The sequence below is a fragment of the Eubacterium album genome (genome assembly GCF_025336545.1).
In the GTDB taxonomy this organism is placed as follows: domain Bacteria; phylum Bacillota; class Clostridia; order Lachnospirales; family Lachnospiraceae; genus Eubacterium_U; species Eubacterium_U album.
In genome coordinates this window covers 499620-521106 of sequence record NZ_JAODBU010000002.1, presented here as the reverse complement: position 1 = coordinate 521106, position 21487 = coordinate 499620, and the positions used below count along the sequence as shown (strand labels likewise).

At 33.8% G+C, this 21487-nt stretch carries 17 protein-coding genes and 1 pseudogene; 16 read left to right on the top strand and 2 right to left on the bottom strand.

Annotated features, from left to right (window positions below):
• Window positions 1-9 precede the first annotated feature (9 nt).
• From N5B56_RS02630 to N5B56_RS02615, 4 genes are all read left to right on the top strand, one after another.
• Window positions 10-5169, top strand: a complete 5160-nt coding sequence (locus N5B56_RS02630; RefSeq protein WP_428979573.1) for a glycosyl hydrolase family 18 protein — start codon at window positions 10-12, stop codon at window positions 5167-5169.
• 184 nt (window positions 5170-5353) lie between these two features.
• Window positions 5354-6217 (top strand): aldo/keto reductase, encoded by an 864-nt coding sequence (locus tag N5B56_RS02625; RefSeq protein ID WP_118565595.1) that lies wholly within the window; start codon window positions 5354-5356, stop codon window positions 6215-6217.
• A 28-nt stretch (window positions 6218-6245) separates the two neighbouring features.
• Window positions 6246-6428: a hypothetical protein gene (locus N5B56_RS02620; RefSeq protein WP_199663685.1), complete on the top strand. Its 183-nt coding sequence runs from the start codon at window positions 6246-6248 to the stop codon at window positions 6426-6428.
• Window positions 6429-6518: 90 nt separating this feature from the next.
• The gene (locus N5B56_RS02615; protein ID WP_199663684.1) at window positions 6519-6893 is read left to right on the top strand and encodes a dihydrofolate reductase family protein; all 375 of its coding nucleotides are present in this window, start codon (window positions 6519-6521) and stop codon (window positions 6891-6893) included.
• Between the two features lie 127 nt (window positions 6894-7020).
• Here the strand turns inward: N5B56_RS02615 and N5B56_RS02610 are convergent, their stop codons facing one another.
• Window positions 7021-7773 carry a DeoR/GlpR family DNA-binding transcription regulator gene (locus N5B56_RS02610; protein WP_118565594.1) on the bottom strand — a complete coding sequence of 251 codons (753 nt, stop codon included), beginning with the start codon at window positions 7771-7773 and terminating at the stop codon, window positions 7021-7023.
• Between the two features lie 185 nt (window positions 7774-7958).
• Between N5B56_RS02610 and N5B56_RS02605 the strand changes: the two genes are divergently transcribed.
• The 9 genes from N5B56_RS02605 (at window position 7959) to N5B56_RS02565 (ending at window position 19217) form a co-directional block, all read left to right on the top strand.
• Window positions 7959-9335 (top strand): PTS fructose transporter subunit IIC, encoded by a 1377-nt coding sequence (locus tag N5B56_RS02605; protein ID WP_118565593.1) that lies wholly within the window; start codon window positions 7959-7961, stop codon window positions 9333-9335.
• 80 nt (window positions 9336-9415) lie between these two features.
• The gene (locus tag N5B56_RS02600) at window positions 9416-11698 is read left to right on the top strand and encodes a pyruvate formate lyase family protein (RefSeq protein WP_118565592.1); all 2283 of its coding nucleotides are present in this window, start codon (window positions 9416-9418) and stop codon (window positions 11696-11698) included.
• Window positions 11699-11713: 15 nt separating this feature from the next.
• Window positions 11714-12607: a glycyl-radical enzyme activating protein gene (locus N5B56_RS02595; RefSeq protein WP_118565591.1), complete on the top strand. Its 894-nt coding sequence runs from the start codon at window positions 11714-11716 to the stop codon at window positions 12605-12607.
• Window positions 12608-12816: 209 nt separating this feature from the next.
• The gene (locus tag N5B56_RS02590; protein WP_147586033.1) at window positions 12817-13344 is read left to right on the top strand and encodes a nitroreductase; all 528 of its coding nucleotides are present in this window, start codon (window positions 12817-12819) and stop codon (window positions 13342-13344) included.
• Between the two features lie 118 nt (window positions 13345-13462).
• Window positions 13463-14440 carry a biotin synthase BioB gene (gene bioB / locus N5B56_RS02585; RefSeq protein WP_346432183.1) on the top strand — a complete coding sequence of 326 codons (978 nt, stop codon included), beginning with the start codon at window positions 13463-13465 and terminating at the stop codon, window positions 14438-14440.
• Between the two features lie 109 nt (window positions 14441-14549).
• Window positions 14550-15947: a sodium-dependent transporter gene (locus N5B56_RS02580; protein ID WP_118565589.1), complete on the top strand. Its 1398-nt coding sequence runs from the start codon at window positions 14550-14552 to the stop codon at window positions 15945-15947.
• A 232-nt stretch (window positions 15948-16179) separates the two neighbouring features.
• Entirely contained in the window at window positions 16180-16329 is a 150-nt protein-coding gene (locus N5B56_RS02575; RefSeq protein ID WP_158574521.1) for a hypothetical protein, read from the top strand.
• A gap of 119 nt (window positions 16330-16448) precedes the next feature.
• On the top strand, window positions 16449-17786 hold the full coding sequence (locus N5B56_RS02570; RefSeq protein ID WP_260978322.1) for a M18 family aminopeptidase: 1338 nt from the start codon (window positions 16449-16451) through the stop codon (window positions 17784-17786).
• 183 nt (window positions 17787-17969) lie between these two features.
• Window positions 17970-19217 (top strand): DUF438 domain-containing protein, encoded by a 1248-nt coding sequence (locus tag N5B56_RS02565; protein WP_260978321.1) that lies wholly within the window; start codon window positions 17970-17972, stop codon window positions 19215-19217.
• A 164-nt stretch (window positions 19218-19381) separates the two neighbouring features.
• On the opposite strand, the gene N5B56_RS02560 is transcribed toward N5B56_RS02565, so the two are convergent.
• Window positions 19382-20158, bottom strand: a complete 777-nt coding sequence (locus N5B56_RS02560; protein ID WP_260978320.1) for a sulfite exporter TauE/SafE family protein — start codon at window positions 20156-20158, stop codon at window positions 19382-19384.
• Window positions 20159-20386: 228 nt separating this feature from the next.
• Between N5B56_RS02560 and N5B56_RS13490 the strand changes: the two are divergent.
• The 3 genes and pseudogenes from N5B56_RS13490 to N5B56_RS13480 form a co-directional block, all read left to right on the top strand.
• Window positions 20387-20566, top strand: a pseudogene (locus tag N5B56_RS13490) (5-methyltetrahydropteroyltriglutamate--homocysteine methyltransferase); the annotation flags it as partial.
• Window positions 20567-20614: 48 nt separating this feature from the next.
• A complete protein-coding gene (locus N5B56_RS13485) occupies window positions 20615-20812 on the top strand; it encodes a hypothetical protein (protein ID WP_347497662.1) in 198 nt (65 codons plus the stop codon).
• 6 nt (window positions 20813-20818) lie between these two features.
• Entirely contained in the window at window positions 20819-21487 is a 669-nt protein-coding gene (locus N5B56_RS13480) for a uroporphyrinogen decarboxylase/cobalamine-independent methonine synthase family protein (RefSeq protein WP_347497661.1), read from the top strand.

Here is a 21487-nt window from a genome sequence, read left to right as displayed (position 1 = left end):
GGAAGTTTAATAACACATTTGAATTTTGCATTTATGGATGCAGATGCAAATGGAGACTTAATCACAACAGACACATGGGCAGATTATCAGAATCCAAACGTTGGATACTCAGTTGGAAGCGATAACAAGTACGCAGGTGTATTGGGAGCAATGGTACTCTTAAGACAGAAATATCCAAACATGAAAATAGGTATTTCAGTTGGAGGATGGACAAGATCAGGAGATTTCCCAAAACTTGCAGCATCAGACAAGACAAGAAAGAATTTCGCAAACAATGTGGCAAAGTTTGTTCACTGCTATGGATATGACTTTGTAGACATCGACTGGGAATACCCAACAGCAGACAGAGATCCTGATCCTGAAGGAAACGGAGTGGCAATAGACAAGGGATGCAAAGGCTCAGCAGCAGACACAAAGAATTTCACATTACTGTTACAGGAAATCAGGAATTCATTGGACAGCTACGGAAAGACAGATGGAAAGCATTATGAATTATCAGTGGCAATGTCAGCATCACCAACAATGATGTCAGCAATCGAATACGACAAGGTGTTAAACATAGTTGATTTTGCAAATATGATGACATATGACTTAAATGGTGCATGGGGTGGATTCACGGCTCATCAGACAGCACTTTATACAAACCCTGCATATGACGGAGGGGATGCAGCACTTTCTGTAGATTCATGTATTAAATATTTGGAAAATAAATATGGAGATGGCATTGATTATTCAAAGATTGTAGTTGGTGTTGCACCATATACAAGAGGCTGGAAGGAAGTAAAGAAGGACACCGGAAGAGATCCAAAGAATCCGGGATTATATGCAGATGCAACAGGAGAAAACGGGGTAACATATGCATATGGAGACATAGATTCATTAATAAATCAGTATCAGTTAAAGAAATACTGGGATGATGTGGCAAAGGCAAACTACTTCTACAGTGAATCAACAGGAATGTTCTTCACATGTGACACGGAAGAATCAGTAGCAGAAAAAGGAAAATATGTAAGAGAGAAACATTTGGGCGGACTCATTTCATGGATGGCATCACTTGACAGCACAAACTCAATCACAAAGACAATGAAGGAATCACTTTATGGATCAGAAGCATTACCAAAGCAGAACATAATAATTCCTGGAAATGACGGTGTTGAAACAACAGTAACAGCATCAGGAGATACATACACAATAACAGTAAAAAATACAAATCCAAAGATTACAATGCCTGGAGGAGCAAAGGACATATCAGTAATGCCATGGGCAGAATACTTTGGAAAGACATTAAGTTATCCGTCAATAGCGATAGAGACACAAAATGGAGAGACATTATCAGGAGACTGGAGTGCAGGCGGAACAATTACAAGTGAAGACGGAAAGACAGTAGTGACACCACCGGAATGGAGCTCAAAGACATTAGAACCGGGAGCATCATTAACATTTACATTAAAATCAGGAAAAGGAACAGCAAGTACAGGAAACATTAAAGGAATAGTATTAAGGCAGAGAGCTGTTTCAGGAGGAGAAATCCTTTCTACTAATTTAGTATATGGAAATGGTGGTTCAGAAGGAACAACAGTTCAGAATACAACAAAAGAACAGGATGTAACTACAACAAAGAAACAGGAGACAACAAAAGCTTCGGAAACAACAACTAAGAAACCGGAAACAACAAAGGCACCTGAGACAACAACTAAGAAAACAGCGACAGGTGTATATCCTGTGTGGTCACCGGATAACGTTCACTATAAAATAGGTGATTTGGTTCAATATCAGGATAAAGTGTATGAATGTACATATGAACACAATTCCAATTCCGGATGGTCTCCTACAGTAGCAGTAACTTTATGGAAAGAAAGAACTGACTTAGTTGCGGGAATAGAAGAAACAACAAACGCATCAGGAACAGAAGAAACAACTCAGAATAATTATACAGTTAATTCTAAATTGCCTGAGCATATGGTAACAGGATATTGGCATAACTTTCTCAATGGATCAACTGCACTTAAACTTTCAGATGTTCCATTATACTACGATATGATTTGTGTGGCTTTTGCAAATTCATCAACAACAGCCGGAAAGGTTACATTTGAACTTGACAAAGATTTATCTACTGCATTAGGAGGATATACAAAGGCTCAGTTTATTCAGGACATAAAAGATGCTAAGGCTAAAGGTCAGCATGTAATTATTTCAGTAGGTGGAGCAGAAGGAACAACTTATATAACAAATGAAGAATCAGCAAATCAGTTTGCAACAAGCCTTATTTCAATGATAGAAGAATATGGATTTGAAGGTGTAGATATTGACTTTGAAGGAAGTGCGGTATCAGGAACTGATTACATAGCTGAGGCACTTAGAAAAGTGCAGTCTCATTTTGGAGATGAATTTATTATCACTATGGCACCTGAAACATTATATTTTCAGGATACAAATCCAAACGGAACAGCAGTAACATCTGCATATTACAGATTAGCATATAAGATTAGAGATATTCTTACAATTTGTTATCCACAGTTCTACAATACAGGTGGAATGAATGGTTATAACGGATTTAATGCACAGGTTGGAAATGCAGATTTTCTGACATCACTTGCAACATTATTATTGGAAAATGGTTTAAGAGCTGATCAGGTAGCATTAGGATTGCCGTCAACACCGAAAGCAGCTTCAAGTGGATATGTGTCAACAGATGTTATTTCTACAGCAGTAACATCACTTGTAAATGGAACATCATCAGGAAGTTTTACAGCACCGAAAGCTTACCCAACATTTAGAGGTGTAATGACTTGGTCAATTAACTGGGATGCTACAAATGATTATGCATGGGCTAAATCAATGGATTCACTTATGGATTCATTGGAAAAACATGAACAGCCAACAAAAGAAACATCTACAACTAAAACAGAAGTTACAACAAAAAAAGAAGAAACAACAAAGACAGAAGCTACAACAAAAGCAGAAACAACTTCATCTTCTCAGACAGAGGCAAGGCCAACAGAAGTAATTGGCTTAGCAAAGCAGAGTCAGGATGGCGGAACAGTATCATTTGTTTGGGGTCAGACAAATGAGCAGATGGAAAGTGGACAGACATATAGAGTATATGCTGATGGAAAATATGTTGAAACATTTGCTTTAGCAACAGCAACATCATATACATTTACAACAAATGGCAAACATATTATAAAGGTTACAGCCAATTTAAATGGATATGAAACAGAAGGACAGACAATAGAGGTAACAATAGAAGGATTAGAAACATCTGAAACAACAAAAGTTGCAGAAACAACTAAACCGGGCACAGCAACAAGTGATTTGGCATCAAGACTTTTAATTGGCTATTACCATACATGGGATAATTCAGGAAATCCTTTCATTAAGTTAAGAGATGTAGATAAAAACTGGGATGTAATAAATATATCATTTGCAGAACCTGTAAGTGCAGGAAGTACAGACGGAAAAATGAAATTTGATATTTCAGGACTTACAGCAGACTACACAAAGGCAGATTTCAAAAATGATGTGAAAGCATTACAGGCACAAGGTAAAAAGATTGTACTTTCAATAGGTGGATATGAGGGATATTTCTCATTGACATCACAGAGTGCAGTTAACCAGTTTGTAAGTGATATTAAATCAATTGTAGATGAATATGGATTTGATGGAATCGACATTGACCTTGAACAGTCATCAGTTCAGTTTGAAAGTGGAAAAGATACAGACATTAACAATCCAACATCACCAAAGATTGTTAACATGATAAATGCAATAAGAACAATTGTAAACAGCTATGGAGAAGATTTCATTCTTTCATGGGCACCTGAAACATTCTACGTACAGTTAGGATATCAGTTCTACGGTGGAATAAATCAGTACTGTGATGCAAGAGCAGGTGTATATCTTCCAATGATAAATGCACTTAGAAATGAAACAACATATGTACATGTACAGCTTTACAATTCATCACCAATGATTGCAACAGATAATCAGTCATACAACATGGGAACAAAAGAAGGAATTGTTGCAATGTGCAACATGTTATTAAACGGTTTCTATGTAAATAACTATTATACAAAGTCACAGACTGCAGAAAAGTATTTTGCACCACTTAGACCTGATCAGGTAGTAATAGGTGTACCTTCATCAGCAAGTGCTGCAGGAAGTGGACAGGTTTCAAATGAAACATTACAGAGTGCATTTACAGAATTAAACAATGCACATCCGGGATTAAGAGGAATCATGACATGGTCAATTAACTGGGATTCATCACAGAATAAAAACTCATTTGCACAGAGCAATGGTAGATTCCTTGATAGTCTTTCAGGAGAAGAAACAACAAAGACACCTGAAACAACAACTAAGGTGGCAGAGACAACAACAAAGGCACCTGAAGAAACAACAAAGACACCTGAAACAACAACTAAGGTGGCAGAGACAACAACAAAGGCACCTGAAGAAACAACAAAGACACCTGAAACAACAACTAAGGTAGCAGAGACAACAACAAAGGCACCTGAAACAACAACAAAGGCACCTGAAACAACAACAAAGACACCTGAAACAACAACTAAGGTGGCAGAGACAACAACAAAGGTATCTGAGACAACAACAAAGACACCTGAAACAACAACTAAGGTGGCAGAGACAACAACAAAGGTATCAGAAACAACAACAAAGGTGGCAGAGACAACAACAAAGGCACCAGAAACAACAACTAAGGTATCTGAGGCTACAACTAAGAATGATGAAATAACAAATTTTGTAACAACAGAGCCACAGCAGGTTACAACAACCGGAAACGGAAAAAATGAAGGCACAACAACTACAAATGCGGTGAAAAAAGATAATGGCAATGTAACAACAAACTCTTCAGTAGGTAATGTAAAAGTACCTAAAGTAAAAATTAAAAAAGCAATTAAGAAGAGAAGCGCTAAAAAAGCAAAAATCAAACTTAGAGCTGCAAAAGGTGTAAATGGATATCAGATAAAGATATCAAAATCAAAGAAATTTAAGAAAGCAAAGACTAAAAAATATAAGAAAGCTAAATTTACAATTAAAAAACTTAAAGCTAACAAAAAGTACTATATTAGAGTAAGAGCATATAAGGTTGTAAATGGAATAACTTATTATGGTAAATGGTCTAAGCGAAAAATTAAAATGAAAAAATAAATAAAGCAAAGAGTCTGTATTCTTATGAGTGCAGGCTCTTTTTAATTAAAAAGTTTATTAATAATTATATGTTACATGGTATAAAATAAAGAAAGAATATTGGTGAAAAATACTTGACCTAAAGTTGGGTTCAGGTGATAATATACAATTATAAATACACGTAAATGTGAAAGGAGATTTTATAATGTATAACAAAAATTTAACTTTAAATAATGGTGTTAAAATACCACAGTTAGGACTTGGAACATGGTTTATTGATGATTCAAAAGCAGCGGACGCAGTAAAAGATGCAGCAAAACTTGGATATAGACATTTTGATACAGCACAGGCATATGGAAATGAGCGAGGTGTCGGTGAGGGAATTCGTACTTGTGGCGTTCCAAGAGAGGAACTATTTGTAGTTTCAAAGGTGGCTGCTGAGCACAAAACTTACGAAGAAGCGAAGGCAGGAATCGATGAGACATTAAAAAAGATGGGACTAGATTATCTCGATATGATGATAATTCACAGCCCACAGCCATGGGTAGAAGTAAATCAGAGTGATAACAGATATAAAGAAGGCAATCGCCAGGCATGGAGAGCACTAGAGGAAGCTTATAATGAAGGAAAGTTAAAGGCAATCGGTGTTTCTAATTTCCAGATTGAAGATATTGAGAGCCTTATGGAAACAGCAAAAGTAAAACCAATGGTTAATCAGATTCTTTGCCATATCAGCAACACCCCACTTGAACTTATAGACTACTGTCAGAAGAATGACATTGCTGTAGAAGCATATTCTCCAATAGCACATGGAGAGATTCTTAGTCAGCCGGAAATCAAAGCAATAGCTGATAAATATGGAGTATCAGTTCCACAGCTTTGCATCAGATATACATTACAACTTGGAACAATATCTCTTCCAAAAACAGAAAATCCGGAGCATATGAAGTCTAATGCAGAGGTTGACTTTACTATCAGTGAAGAGGATATGGAAGTACTTAAGAATTTTAAGAAGATTGAAAATTATGGTGAAAGTAGCGGATTCCCTGTATATGGTGGAAAAATGTAATTAGAAGAAACCATATATTATCTGCCACATGATGATTTCCATTGGTGGAAGAATCGACTGTGCCATGACATCGAAGCTGCCGGAAGTTGATGATTATTACACGACATTGGATGAAATTAATGTGCCAACTACAGTCAGTGGACGAGTAACAGCAGAGCTTGAAATGGCAGATCTGGGCGAATTCCATGCAAAAAAATACAGAAAGCTATGAAAAAGAGGGCTTTTCCAAGAAAGCAGATGTCACAGGCTACGAAGTTATTATTGATACAAATGAGAACTTCTATGGATGGAGGCGTCTGGTATGATAAAGCCATATCTGATCGTAACCAGTGAAAAAGTATCCAAAGAGTATCTGAACTATTTGGATGGACAGAATATTTCTTGGATTGCATGTGGAAAAGAGAGTGTTAACCTAGTACGTGCAACAGAAATTCTTGCAGAAGAGTTTGATGTAGAACGTATAGGAGTTGTTGGAGGCCCAAAGATTAATACTGCATTTTTAGAAGCAGGACTTTTAAATGAAATAAGTCTGTTGATAGGAGCAGAAATTGACGGCAGAGGTGGTATGTCTGCTGTGTTTGATGGACTAGCGATGGAACAGGATGTTACAAGGTTGAAACTAATTGATGTAAAGAAATTTGATAGTGATGCGGTATGGATAAAGTATCAGTATTAAGAAAAATGACTACAAACCTAATAAAAGATTTGTGGTCATTTTTATTTTTTACATTGATATGTGTGTTACATTATAAAATCGCCAGATAAAAATATATATGATGATTTATAAAATAGCAAAATGGATATTAAATTATAATATTGCAATGTTTATCATATTTCTCTTTAATATCAGTGGAAATTGATGGATCAGTTACGATAGCAGTTATTTCCGACAAATTAGAAACCTTATATTGAGATATTCTGTCAAATTTACTCGCATCACATAAATAGTAGACTTCACTACTATTTTGAGAAACTGCAAATTTACTTCTGGCTTCTAAATCGCTTGTGGTAGATATACCAAAATTAACATCTATACCATTTGCACCTAGAAATGCCTGATTAAAATGCATTTGTTGAATTTGATTAATAGAAGTCATACCTTCAATAGTTCGGGCGGTATTTATATAATTACCACCTAAAATTATAAGATTGTAATCACTTCGCTTGGAAATTATATTTGCAACATCAAGAGAATTAGTAACTATTGTGAGTCCTTTTGCGGTTAAATAACAAGATAGTATATTTGTAGCAGTAGATGTTCCTAGAAATATAGTTGAATTGTTCTTAATCATGTTTGCAACTTTCTTCGCAATTATTTCTTTTTCTTTGGAGTGCAAAGTTTTTTTTGCATTATAGTCATATTCAGTTAGGGAGGATTCTATAGGAATAGCTCCTCCATGAGTTCTTTTAACAAAACCAGATTTCTCAAGAGAAGATAAATCTCTTCTTATAGTGGATTCGGAAACAGAATATTTTTTTGCAAGATTTGCTACGTTTACACTTCCCCTTGCTTGAATGGTATTTAATATAGACATTTTTCTCTCGTCGTCATACATAGAGCTTACCTCCTAAAATATATTTATTAATGACAATATAGCATAAATGAGCATTTGATGCAACAATATGAAAGAAAATGTGCGAAAACGAGCATAAATGAGCGTGAAAAATATTGAATTAGGCAAAAAATAGTGGTATATTGAGCATATCAAAAACAAGTCGTTAATAAAAGGAGGAAAGAAAAATGGCTAAAAAGATAGTAGCAGTTACGGCGTGTCCGACAGGAATAGCACATACATTTATGGCGGCAGAAAATTTAGAAGTAACTGGAAAAGAATTGGGATATGATGTGAAAGTTGAAACTCAGGGAACATCAGGAGCAGAAAATGTTTTAACACAGAAGGAAATTGATGAAGCAGATGCGATAATACTTGCAGTTGACCGTGATATTGACGAGAGTAGATTCGTAGGAAGAAAGGTACTTAAATGTAGCGTTGGTAAAGCAGTTAAAAAAGCTAATGAGGTTATTAATAATGCGATTAATGATGTAGGAACGGAAGTTATTAAGGGAGAAAAGAAGGCTGACTCAAGCAATGGAGAAAAAGGAATTAAATCCATATATAAACACTTAATGATGGGAATTTCCTATATGCTTCCAATTGTAGTAGCTGGCGGAATTTTAACAGCGATTTCATTTGCATTTGGTATATATGCATTTCAGGATGAAGGATCAATAGCATGGGGCTTTTATCAGACAGGTGCTGTAGCAGCTTTAGGTTTGATGGTTCCTGTATTGTCGGCTTATATAGCTCATTCAATAGCAGATAAAGCAGGATTTGCAGCAGGTTTAGTTGGGGGCTTTCTGGCAAGTACAATAGGTTCAGGGTTTATCGGAGGCATTATAGCAGGCTTTTTAGCAGGATATGTAACTTTGTTCTTAAATAAATACATAAAAGTACCAAAGACAATACAAGGTGTCAAGGACATTCTTATCGTACCGATTTTATCAGTTGGAATTGTTGGATTTGTGATGTTGTTTGTTGTTGGAACTCCAATTTCAGCAATGAATGCAGGAATAACAAGTTTCTTAAATAGTCTTAATGGAGGAAGTATCGTAATTTTAGGCTTAGTATGTGGACTTTTATATTGGGACTTAGGTGGACCATTTTCAAAAATTTTATATGCATTCGCAATTGGATTAATTTCTGAAGGTGTATATGGTCCAATGGCAGCAACAATGATTTGTGGTATGGTTCCACCACTTGGAATTGCAGTAGCAACATTAGTGACAAGAAAAATGTGGACAGAAGAACAGAGACAAGCAGGAATCTCAGCGTTGTTCTTAGGAGCTAGTTATATAACAGAAGGTGCAATTCCATTTGCAGCTGAGAATCCAATAGTAGTACTTCCAGCCTGTATGATTGGAGGAGCAGTAGGAGCAATTACCTCATTAGCACTTGGTGCCGGAATTTCAGCACCTCACGGCGGATTATTCTTATTATTAATTCCAGGAGTAATAACAAATGTAGGAGGATTCTTAATTGCATTATTAGCTGGAACATTAGTGACAGCAGCTATGCTTATAATATTGAAAAAAATAACAATGGGAAAAACAAAATAGTAATTATGAAATGTTGTTGCTCTAGATATAATAGTTAGTTATGTTTAGAGCAATAATTCCTAGGAGTCAAGGAGGCAATTATGAACGATAAAAGCGTAAAGGAAATAGTCGAGATTAGTAAAAAAATCCCTTGTGAAAAAACTATAGAAGAACAGGTTTCTATAATGGAAGAATATACAGAATGTTATAAAAAATATTCGGATGTATCTGTAGCAAGAAGAGAAATTGAATGCTTAAAGGTATTATTTCCAAGAATGTTTAGGAAAATAGAGGACAAAGACTTAGTTGTCGGAAGAAGTGATATTTTGCCAATTGGTTTTGGCTGTGTAACTTCAACAGGTGGAGTAGGACATTATTGTACATTTCCTAAATTAAAAGCTTTAAGAGACAGTACAGATGATGAAGGATTGAAGGAACGTTTAAATGTACTTGAAAATTTTTGGGATAAGCATGACACGAGAAGTATGTTTTTTGACAAGGCATTAGAACCAAATAAATTTGGAAAGTTTGTTGACGCAAAATGTCCAACAATTTTAACAGCAAGACTAAGTGGAATGTATCTGGATTATCCAAAGCTTATTAAAAAAGGAATAAAAGGAATAGAAGAAGAAATCAGATTTCAGAAAAGCCAGACACAGGATGAGGAAAAAATTGATTTGTATGATTGTTTTTTAGAGTGTATGCAGTTATTAAGAGATAGTATTAAGCATTATATTAATGAATGCAACATAGAAAAAGAAAAAGCAAAAACAGAGAAAAGAAAGGAAGAAATGCAGACAGTAATTGATGCATTAGAACATATACTTGTAGACAAGCCTGAGACTATGATTGAGGGTATAGAGTTAGCATGGATATATATGATGCTTTCAATGGTAGTTAATTATGGAAGAATGGATGTTTACTTGGGAGAACTTTTAAAAAGTGATTTAGATAAAGGACTTTATACAGAAGATGAAGCTATAGAATATATTAAATCATTTTTCAAATTATTAGAAGCAAGAAGAACAAATGTTAATGGAAGAGTAATTGTTGGTGGAAAAGATAGAGAAAATGTTGAGGCATGTGATTTATTTTGCAAGTTAGCTATTAAAGCAGTAATGGCTAATAAGGATATAGAACCTCAATTTACTCTTAGGGTATATGATGGTATGAATAAAGAAGTATACAATCTTGCATTAAAAGCAATTGCTATAGGTTGCACATATCCGATTTTATACAACGATGAGGTTAATATACCGGCTGTTCAGAAGGCACTAAAAGTTGATGAAAAAACAGCGGAAAAATATGTTCCATTTGGATGTGGTGAATTGGTTATATCAGGGAAAAGTGTAGGAACACCAAATGTATGTATTAATGTATTAAAAATTTTAAATATCGCATTAAATAGTGGAATTGATCCATGGGATAATATAGATAAAAGTGGTGGAATTGAAATGAAGAAGCCTTGTGAATTAAAAAGTTTTGCTGATTTACAGGAACAGTATTATAAATTGTTAGATTATAATATTGAGCGAGGAGCAAAAAGTCATATGGAATCATATAAGCTTATGAATTCTCAGGTTAAATATTTATTTACATCACTTTTACTGGATGATTGCATCGAAAGAGGAAAAGCTGCTTTAGATGGAGGAGCACAGTATTTAGGAGGTACACTTGAAACCTATGGAAATATTAATGCATCAGATTCGCTTACATCCATTAAATATTGGGTATATGATAAGAAAAAATACTCATTAGAGGAAGTTGTGAATGCAATGAATAATAATTTTGAAAATTATGAAAACTTGCGAAAAGATATGCTAAATGCACCTAAATATGGAAATGATAATCCATACGCGGATGATGTTGCAGTAGAACTGCATGAATATGTGTGTAAAAAAGTTAGTGAACAAGCTGAAATTAACGGATTTGATTCATATAATGTCGTAATAATCAATAACCAGGTAAATACTGAGTGGGGTAGAATGACAAGTGCGTCTGCTGATGGAAGATTAAGCACTGTATATATGAATAATGGAAATAATCCTCAGGGAGGTGCTGACAAGAACGGTCCTACAGCAATGTTAAATAGCTTAGTTAAGTTAAAACCTGATTTACATGCCGGCTCAGTACAAAATATGAAATTTAGTAGAGATATGTTTATAAATCATGAAGATAAAATAAAAGCTTTACTAAGAACATACTTTAAAAATGGTGGAGGCCAGATTATGATTTCGGTTGTAAGCAAGGGTGAATTAGAGGATGCATATATTAATCCGGAAAAATATCCGAATTTGCTAGTAAGAGTTGGTGGGTTTAGTGCAAAATTTATAAACTTAGATAAAGATGTTCAACGGGAGATAATGTCAAGAACTTTAAATTAAAACGAGGTGATATCAATGGGTGTTGTATTTGATATACAAAAATTTTGTGTCAATGATGGACCGGGAATAAGAAGTGTTGTATTTTTAAAAGGATGTCCACTTAAATGCCTGTGGTGTCATAATCCAGAATCTAATTCTATAAAACCACAATTATATTGTGAATGGAGCAAATGTATTTCATGTGGCAAATGTGTAAGTGTGTGTGAAAATAATGTACACGAAATAAAAAAAGGAAAACATATAGTACATTTTGAAAAATGTACTATGTGTGGAAAGTGTATAGAAGTTTGCACAAATGAAGCTATGGGATGCTATGGATACAACGCTCAAATAGAAGAAGTTATAAAAGAGGTTGAAAAGGATAAAAATTATTATGCAGAGTCTGGTGGTGGAGTCACAATTAGTGGTGGTGAGCCAATGGCACAGTTTAAATTCACTTATGAGCTTGCTAAAGAATTATTTAGAAGAAAAATAAATGTATGCATAGAAACTAGTGGCTTTTCCAATAAAGATTATTTTGAAAAAATAGCACAATATGTAGATTGTTTTTTATTTGATTACAAGGCGACTGGAGAAGAAAAGCATATATATTTAACAGGTGTAAGTAACAAAGAGATTTTAAACAATCTTTTACTTTTGACAAAAATGAAAAAGAAAGTTATTTTAAGATGTCCGATTATTCCAGGACAGAATTTGTCAGAAGATCATCTAAAGGCAATTGCTGATTTAAGTAATAAAGGAGTGCATTCAGTTGAAATAATTCCATATCATAATATGGGAGTTGCAAAGGCAAAAAAGATAGGGTCTGGAATGTATCTTAGTAATGTGAAAATACCACGGGCAGATGATGTGGAAAACTGGATTGAAAAAATAAAAAAATATGGGGGAATTAATATAAAAAAATCATAAATAGATAACTAAATTTTTCATAATATTAAGGATGTCATATGTTTAATAGCAAATGGCATCCTATTTTATTAAATATATGAAAATTTATATCGTAATAATTGCTTTTTTATAATAAAATAGAAAATGAAAATTATATTTTGCATATGAAAATGAGTTAATGTTATGCAAATAAAGAGTAAAATCATATGTTTTTACAAGGAGGAACACAAATGAGTGAAGTATTAAAAGAAATGAAAGAAAGAAGAAGTATTCGTAAATATAAGTCTGATATGGTCCCACAGGAAATTCTGGATCAGATTATCGAAGCAGGATTATATGCAGCAAGTGGAAAAGGAACTCAAAATACAATAATTATTCAGGTGACAAAAAAGGAATTAAGAGATGAAATAGCTGAGATGAATAGAAAGATTGGTGGATGGGAAGAAGGATTTGACCCATTCTATGGAGCTCCTGCAATGCTAATTGTTTTAGCTAGAAAGGATTGGCCAACAGGAATTTATGATGGAAGTCTTGTAATGGGAAATCTTATGTTAGCAGCACATGATTTGGGTATTGGAAGTTGTTGGATACACCGTGCAAAGGAAGAATTCGAAACGGAATGGGGAAAGAACATTCTTAAATCATTAGATATTACAGGAGAATATGTTGGAATAGGTCATTGTGCCTTAGGTTATGCAGATGGAGAAACACCAAAGGCTGCAAAGAGAAAAGTAAATAGGGTATTTTACATTAAATAATGTGTAAAACATATTTTAATGACTGTCAACTTAAATAAAGTTTTGAGTTGACAATCAAAACTCCTTTAATGTAATATTGAATAAAATGAATTATGAAAAAGGAGATTAAAAGATGAATATGTTAGATTTGGCACAGGAAATTATAAAAGGCAGACGAATATCAAGAGAAGATGATTTGTCTGTCTTTTTAAATTGCGATTTAGAGGAACTTTGTAAGGGAGCAGATACAATACGTGAATATTTTATAGGGGATAAAGTGGATTTGTGCTCAATAATTAATGGAAGAAGTGGAAGATGTCCTGAGGATTGCAAATACTGTGCACAGTCTGCACATTATCATACAAGTTGTGAAATGTATGATTTTCTTCCAACAGAAAAAATATTAGAAGCATGTAAGCTGAATGAGAGAGAAGGAGTAGATCGTTTTTCGATTGTAACAGCCGGCAGAGCTTTGACAGGAGAAGAATTTGACAAAGCGATTCATGCATATGAGACGATGAAGTCACAGTGCAAAATTGATTTGTGTGCATCGATGGGATTTTTAAATGAGGAGCAGTTACATAGACTTCATATGGCAGGTGTCACAAGCTATCATCATAATATAGAAACATCAAAACGTAATTTTCCTAATATTTGCACAACACATACTTATGAACAGAAGATAGAAACGTTGAAAAAGGTAAAGGCAGAAGGAATGTGTGCATGTTCGGGTGGAATTATCGGAATGGGAGAAACATGGGAAGACAGGTTAGATATGGCGATTAGTCTTGCTGAACTTGAAATTGATTCAATTCCAATAAATGCGCTTATGCCAATAAAGGGAACACCACTTGAGAATCTTCCAATGCTTACAGAAAATGAAATATTAAGAACAATAGCATTTTTTCGTTATATTAATCCGGAAGCAAATATTCGTTTAGCGGCCGGAAGAGCATTGCTTACAAACGATGGGGAGATAGCATTTGAATCAGGGGCATCGGCAAGTATCACGGGCGATATGCTTACAACTGTAGCATGCGCAACAATCCGAAGTGATAGGGAAATGTTGAAAAGTTTAAAGCGTGATGTTACACCGGAATATTGGAAAAATAAATAATATATTAAATCGAAGACGTTATATGTTGTTAAATGTTTAAAAATATGTTACCTTTAAATACAGCAACTTAATTTAATTAAGTAAAAATAAAATTTATGAGGTAACAATTATGAAACAAAAAAACGGGTTTAGTGGGCAGATAGGATTTGTACTCGCTGCGGCAGGAAGTGCTGTAGGTGTAGGAAATCTTTGGAGATTCCCATATTTAGCGGCAAAAGATGGTGGGGGACTTTTCCTTATCATATATTTGGTGCTTGTATTGACAGTAGGTTTTACATTATTAACAACTGATATTGCAATTGGTCGTAAGACAGGAAAGAGTGCGATATATGCATATCAGTCAATGAGAAAGAAGTGGAAGTTTTTAGGGGTTATTACATTTTTGGTTCCGGTATTAATTATGACTTATTATGCTGTAATCGGAGGATGGATTCTTAAGTATATGACTATTTATATTTTCGGTTCAGGAAAAGATGCAGTAGCGGACAATTATTTTACGAACTTTATTTCATCGTCTTCTTCAGTATGGTTTGGAATTATTTTTATTCTTTTAACAGTTATTATTGTTTATAATGGAGTTGAAAAAGGTATTGAGAGAGTTTCTAAATTCATTATGCCGGTACTTTTAATTTTAGTAATCGGAATAGCAATTTTCTCATTAACTTTAAAAACAACTTTAGATGATGGAACAGTTAGAACAGGTCTTCAGGGATTAAAGGTTTATTTGAAACCTGATATGTCAGGTATTACCGTACATAAATTTTTACAGATTTCATTAGATGCAATGAGTCAGTTATTCTTCTCATTAAGTGTATCAATGGGTATTATGATTACATATGGTTCATATGTTAAGAAAGATGTTAATTTAAATAAAGCAGTATCTCAGATTGAAATTATGGATACGGCGGTAGCTTTCTTAGCCGGTATGATGATTATTCCTGCAGTATTTGTTTTCTCAGGTCTTGATGGAATGTCAGCAGGGCCGGGACTTATGTTTGTATCACTTCCAAATGTATTTTATAGAATGGGATTTGCAGGAAGAATTGTAGGACTTATTTTCTTTGTATTAGCAGGATTTGCGGCATTAACTTCATGTATTTCCGTGTTAGAATCAATCGTTGCAAATTGTATGGAAATTTTCCATGTAGACAGAAAGAAAACTACAGGAATTCTATCTGTTATTTATTTAATTGCAACAGCAGTTATCGCTTTAGGATATAGCATTTTCTATGTAGAAGTTAAGTTACCAAATGGAAGCACAGGACAGCTTTTAGATATTATGGATTATATTAGTAATAGTTTCCTTATGCCATTTATTTCATTATTATCAGCGATACTTATCGGTTGGATAATGAAGCCGTCATGGATTGCAGAGGAAATGGAGTTAAATGGAGAAAAGTTCTCACGTAAAAAATTATATAATGTTATGATAAAATATATAATGCCATTAATTATGATTATTTTATTCCTGCAGTCAACAGGACTACTAAATATGATTACGAAATAAAGATTCTAAAGAACAGAGACTCTGATAGTTTAAGAGTTTCTGTTTTTTTGTATAGGGCAAGGCCATATTTATAAAGGCGAGTTTTTTGTGAAGAAAAAACGAGGCTTTAATTAATCCATTTTTATTTAAAATTAATTTTAAGTTTGTTTTAGGAGCAAATAAGTTTGTTGACAACCCTTTTTCAGAAGTCTAAAATGGAGCTGATTTGGAACAATTACAACGAGAAAAAATTATGAATGCAACAGATACAACAGAATTTCTTGGACAGGAAAAGATTAGTAAAATATTATTTAAACTAGCTACACCTGTTATGTTTGCACAGCTTATACAGGCATTATATAATATTGTGGACAGTTTATTAAAAATTTTGAGTAGAGGTTAAAATGTAATTTTAAGGAAAGAGTTGCCATTAATAAAAACGCAAACAATTTATTTGAGAATAGTGAAATTAAAAAAATATAATAATAAAAATACAACGAGTTAATAAAAAAAGGAGACAACATGGCAGAAAATAAAAGTAATTATAGAAATACATCAAAAGAATTAATGGCGTTTATAAAGAAAAGCCCTACAGCATTTCATGTAGTAAATAATTTTTCGCAGATGCTTGAAAAATCAGGATTTACCAAATTAAATGAAAGAGATAAGTGGAAGTTAAAAACGAATGGAAAATACTATGTAACAAGAAATGATTCATCAATAATTGCATTTTGTATGCCTGAGAATGAAGATTTTTATAATTTCCAGATAGCAGCTGCGCATAGTGATTCACCGACATTTAAAATCAAAGAAAACCCTGAGATGATAGAAGACGACAATTATGTAACTTTAAATGTAGAAAAATATGGTGGAATGTTGATGGCACCATGGCTTGACAGACCGCTTTCAGTTGCAGGACGTGTTATTGTAAAAGAAGGAACAACATTAAAACCAGTTCTTATAAATATAGATAGGGATTTGTGTGCTATTCCTAATCTTGCAATTCATATGAACAGAGATGCAAATAGTGGAATTAAATATAATCCACAAAAAGATATGATACCTTTATTTGGTGAAATATCAGCTAAAAATAAATTTGAAAAAATAATTGCAAAAGAAGCAAATACAGATACAGATTCTATTATTAGTACAGATTTATTTTTATACAACAGAGAGAAAGGAACTGTATGGGGAGCAGAAAATGAATTTATATCAGCTCCAAGACTAGATGACGTAATGTGTGCGTATAGTTGCATAAATGCATTGATTAAAAGCAAAGAGACAAATAAAGAAAGTGTAAATGTATGTGCTGTTTTTGACAACGAGGAAGTTGGAAGTACTACGAAACAGGGAGCTGATTCATCATTTCTTGCAGATGTACTTTCACGAATTTCAATGTGTAAGGGAAAAGACAATGAAGATTTTGTAAGAGCGTGTGCATCATCATTTATGCTTTCAGCAGATAACGCTCATGCGGTACATCCTAATTATAAGGAAAAAGCTGACCCAACAAACAGACCATATATGAATAAAGGAATTGTTATTAAATATAATGCAAATCAAAAATATACAACTGATGCAGTATCGGCAGCAATATTTAAGGAAATTTGCAAAAAAGCGGAAGTGCCTGTTCAGTCATATGTAAATCGTTCAGATATTCCGGGTGGCTCAACTCTTGGAAATATTTCAAACAGTCATATATCACTTAATACAGTAGATATAGGACTTGCACAGCTTGCAATGCATTCGCCATACGAGACGGCAGGAATAAAAGATACAGAATTAATGATAAAGGCTGTGAAGAAATTTTATGAGACAGCTATTATAACAGGCGAAAATGGAGAGATTAGTTTAAAATAGAAAGTTCCATATCTTTCAACCAGACGAAAAGAATGGTATAAATAATTATAGTAAAATTAAGGTGTCTTTATATCAGAAAAAAACTGATGTAAGGACATTTTTCGCAATATCGGTCAATATATGTATATTATATTTAAAAATAAAAAAACTAATATAGAATATATATTGGGAAGGAATTAAGAAATGGATAAATTAAATATTAGTAGAAGTGGTGATAAGTTGACTAGAGAAGATGTAATAGAAAAAATTAAAGAGTATTTAAAAAGACTTAAAAATAAAGACAACCTCGAAAGTGTACGTGCTGATTTTGTAAAAGAATTTAAAGAGGTTGACGCGTCTGAAATTATGTTAGCGGAACAAAGGCTGTTAAAAGAAGGAACGCCTTTAGAAGAGGTTCAAAAGTTATGTGATGTACATTCTGCATTATTCCATGGAAAAACTACAGAAGAAAGAATTTTAAATGCAGAAAAAGCTGCAAATCAGTCTGTTAAAGAAAAAAGGATGGCTGCAACCAAAAAACTAATTAGTATTTCGGGACATCCATTATATACATTTACCCGTGAAAATGAAAAAATTGAACAGCTAGTTGAAAGATGTATGGGTGTTGCAAATGATGGAAATATTGAGAAAGAATTATTAACTAATCTAAGACAGATAGCAATTCATTATGCAAAGAAGGGAGATTTGCTGTATCCCCATTTAAAAGTTAAGTATGATATTAGTGGACCATCGGATGTAATGTGGACGGTAGATGATGAAATCAGGGATGAAATAACAAAATTATACAATGCAGATGAACAGGATAACGAATGGAAAGAGAGATTTAAAGCGGTTTTAATTCGAATAAAAGAAATGATATATAAAGAGGCAAATATACTTTTTCCTAATTGTGCATTAAATTTTACGGAAACAGAGTGGTATGACATATATATAGACTCAAAGGATTATGAAAAATGTCTGGATGTAGAAAATGTGATTTGGGAAGAAGCAGAAAAGGCATATATTACTAAAAAGAAAAAAATAGTAGAAGACAGGAAAGTAAAAGAAGATGAAATAGTGATGGCTGGAGGAACAATGACAGTAGAACAGCTTGCAGCTATGCTTAATACAATTCCACTTGAAATAACATTTGTAGATATAGAAAATATAAACAGATATTTTAATGAAGGCCCTAAGGTATTTAAGCGACCGGAAATGGCTATTGGAAGGGAAGTGTTTTCATGTCATCCTCCAAAAGTAGAAAAACAGGTGAGAAGAATTATAGAAGAATTTAAAAGTGGAAATATGGACAAGGTACCGGTATGGATGGAAAAGAATGGAAGAACAATGTTAGTGACCTATATGGCAGTAAGAAATGAAAAAAAAGATTATTTAGGAACAGTAGAGTTGGTTCAGGATATGGAATTTGTAAAGGAACATTTCAAATTGTAACAAAAATTAAATAAAATTTATGGTTATGATAATATTGAAAATTTAGAAAATTATTTAAGATTAAGGCTAAGAAAATTTTAGTCATAATGAAATAAAAAATACAGATAAATTTTAATAACAAAAGTTTATCTGTATTTTTAAATATAATATTTCCAGTTTTGTGGTTATGCAAACATAGAAAATCCCATAACAACAATTCCAAGAACTACAAGTATAATACCTGTTGCACGATTTAAGGTTTTAGGTGTTGCTTTATTTGCAAAAACGGCGGCAATTCTTGCCCACAGTAAAGTGAAAATAATACATAAAATCCAAACTTTCACATCAGGTACGCCACCTATGGCAAAATGAGATGCAGCACCTGTAAATGCAGTGAAGGCCATAATAAATACACTTGTTCCGACTGCAGTTTTTAATTCATAGCCAAGAACAGATGTTAGTATAAGTAACATCATCATGCCACCTCCTGCACCGATGAAACCACATATAAATCCAATTAAAACGCCACATATAACTGACTGGATGGCACGTTTTTTTGCAGATACATTTTCCATAGCTTCCTTAGTTGTCATAACAGGTTTTACGATAAATTTAATACCCAGAATAAAAGTCATAAATACTGAAAATCCACCCATTGTAGTTGAAGGAACAAGATTGGAAACATAGCTTCCGACAACTGTAAATGCAAGAACACTGACCATCATAATAATACCATTTTTAATGTCAAGATTCTTGTTTTTCCCATAAGTGTAAGCAGAGATAGCACTGGCAAGAACATCTGATGAAAGTGCTATACCTACCGCCATATAAGGGTCCATACCAAGAAAAGTGATTAACATAGGACTGATAACTGCAGCGGCGCTCATTCCGGCAAATCCGGTACCAAGTCCTGCTCCCATTCCCGCAAAAAAAGTAACTAGTATTGTAATAAATAAAGACATTGTAAAAGTCCTCCTTTAAGCATTAAGTATAATGAAACTGGAAAATATTATAACAGATACGTATTGTGAAAACAAACAGGTTACAGAAATATATGTAAATATATAGATATAAAAAATGTTACAGTAAGTTGTGAAAATATATGGAAAAATGCTACAAAAAATGTTACCGTTATACAGATACGTAAAATAGGGGATAAAAAACTTTAATTTTGCTTAATAGGTGAATGAATATCTAGAACCAACTTTGTAGGAAGTTTCTTAAGACCGGAGAAGCTTAAGGAAGCAAGAAAACAGTTCGACAATGGAAATATAGGGTACGAAGAACTGAAAAAGGTTGAGGATGAAAGCATAACAGAGTTAATTATAAAAACTAAAAATTTAGGATATAACGTAATTACAGATGGAGAATTCAGACGTGCAACATGGCATCTTGATTTTATGTGGGGATTCGACGGAGTGGGAAACACACCAACTAAGACAGGCTTACCTTTCCACGGTGAAGACGCAATGGCCGACGACACATATTTAGTAGGAAAAGTTGGCATAAAAGGAGAGCATCCTTTTGTTGAACATTTCAAATTCGTGAAACAGTTTGAAGATGAAAATACTATAGCAAAGCAAACTATTCCATCACCTGCACAGTTTTTAGCATAGTTTACAATGCCATTTAGCAGAGAACACACATTAAAATATTATGCTACAGATAAGGAATTAGCAGACGATATTGTAAAAGCATACGGCATGGTTATTAATGACTTGTATGAAGCAGGATGCAGAAACATTAAGTTAGATGATTGTACATGGGAAATGATGGCAGATAAGTCAGGACATCTTGCATACGGAACAACACAGTCAGGATTAATTGAAATCCAGAAAGCACACAAGGATATAAATAATAAGGTTATCGCAAATGCACCTAAGGACATAGTAATTAACACACATGTATGTCGTGGAAACTTCCATTCAACATATGCTAACAGCGGAGCATATGATCCGGTAGCAGATATATTGTTCGGCGAAGAAAATGTCAATGCATATTATCTTGAATTTGATGACGAACGTTCAGGCGGCTTTGAACCACTTGCCAAGGTTTCAGGGGACAAGAAGGTAGTCCTTGGCTTAATTACAACTAAGTCACCTAAGTTAGAAAACAAGGAAGAAGTAATAAAGAGAATACACGAAGCAGAAAAATATATTCCATTAGACAGACTTTACTTAAGTCCTCAGTGCGGATTCGCATCATGCGAGATCGGAAACAAGCTTACAGAAGAAGAGCAGTGGGCAAAGCTTAAGCTTGTTAAAGAAATAGCTAAAGAAGTTTGGGGATAG

Coding starts and splice junctions, on each gene's coding strand:
- N5B56_RS02625 (WP_118565595.1), top strand. CDS start 5,354: ATGTATAACAAAAATTTAACTTTAAATAATGGTGTTAAAATACCACAG.
- N5B56_RS02620 (WP_199663685.1), top strand. CDS start 6,246: ATGATGATTTCCATTGGTGGAAGAATCGACTGTGCCATGACATCGAAG.
- N5B56_RS02615 (WP_199663684.1), top strand. CDS start 6,519: ATGATAAAGCCATATCTGATCGTAACCAGTGAAAAAGTATCCAAAGAG.
- N5B56_RS02610 (WP_118565594.1), bottom strand. CDS start 7,773: ATGTATGACGACGAGAGAAAAATGTCTATATTAAATACCATTCAAGCA.
- N5B56_RS02605 (WP_118565593.1), top strand. CDS start 7,959: ATGGCTAAAAAGATAGTAGCAGTTACGGCGTGTCCGACAGGAATAGCA.
- N5B56_RS02600 (WP_118565592.1), top strand. CDS start 9,416: ATGAACGATAAAAGCGTAAAGGAAATAGTCGAGATTAGTAAAAAAATC.
- N5B56_RS02595 (WP_118565591.1), top strand. CDS start 11,714: ATGGGTGTTGTATTTGATATACAAAAATTTTGTGTCAATGATGGACCG.
- N5B56_RS02590 (WP_147586033.1), top strand. CDS start 12,817: ATGAGTGAAGTATTAAAAGAAATGAAAGAAAGAAGAAGTATTCGTAAA.
- bioB (WP_346432183.1), top strand. CDS start 13,463: ATGTTAGATTTGGCACAGGAAATTATAAAAGGCAGACGAATATCAAGA.
- N5B56_RS02580 (WP_118565589.1), top strand. CDS start 14,550: ATGAAACAAAAAAACGGGTTTAGTGGGCAGATAGGATTTGTACTCGCT.
- N5B56_RS02575 (WP_158574521.1), top strand. CDS start 16,180: ATGAATGCAACAGATACAACAGAATTTCTTGGACAGGAAAAGATTAGT.
- N5B56_RS02570 (WP_260978322.1), top strand. CDS start 16,449: ATGGCAGAAAATAAAAGTAATTATAGAAATACATCAAAAGAATTAATG.
- N5B56_RS02565 (WP_260978321.1), top strand. CDS start 17,970: ATGGATAAATTAAATATTAGTAGAAGTGGTGATAAGTTGACTAGAGAA.
- N5B56_RS02560 (WP_260978320.1), bottom strand. CDS start 20,158: ATGTCTTTATTTATTACAATACTAGTTACTTTTTTTGCGGGAATGGGA.
- N5B56_RS13480 (WP_347497661.1), top strand. CDS start 20,819: ATGCCATTTAGCAGAGAACACACATTAAAATATTATGCTACAGATAAG.